The following is a 228-nucleotide window of genomic DNA, read 5'->3' on the forward strand; positions in this document are numbered from 1 at the left end:
AGCATTGGGTGCCGTCATGGATATAAACCATGGGAAAGCATTCGCCCCGCATCCTGTGAATGCTTGGTATGGAGATTATGAGGATTGCCAGGATGCTGACATTGTATGTATCTGCGCTGGTGCAAACCAAAAGCCAGGTGAAACGAGACTTGGTCTTGTTGAGAAAAATTTAAATATATTTAAAGGCATTGTAGACAATGTGATGAAAAGCGGATTCGATGGTATTTT

Annotated in this window: 1 protein-coding gene; it reads left to right on the top strand. The window is 42.1% G+C overall.

What is annotated here, in order from left to right:
- The coding region (locus tag KVT11_RS20895; RefSeq protein WP_483297942.1) for a lactate/malate family dehydrogenase at positions 1 to 228 on the top strand (228 nt) is incomplete at both ends.

The organism is Bacillus sp. GbtcB10 (assembly GCF_019091365.1).
In the GTDB taxonomy this organism is placed as follows: Bacteria; Bacillota; Bacilli; order Bacillales; family Bacillaceae; genus Bacillus; species Bacillus altitudinis.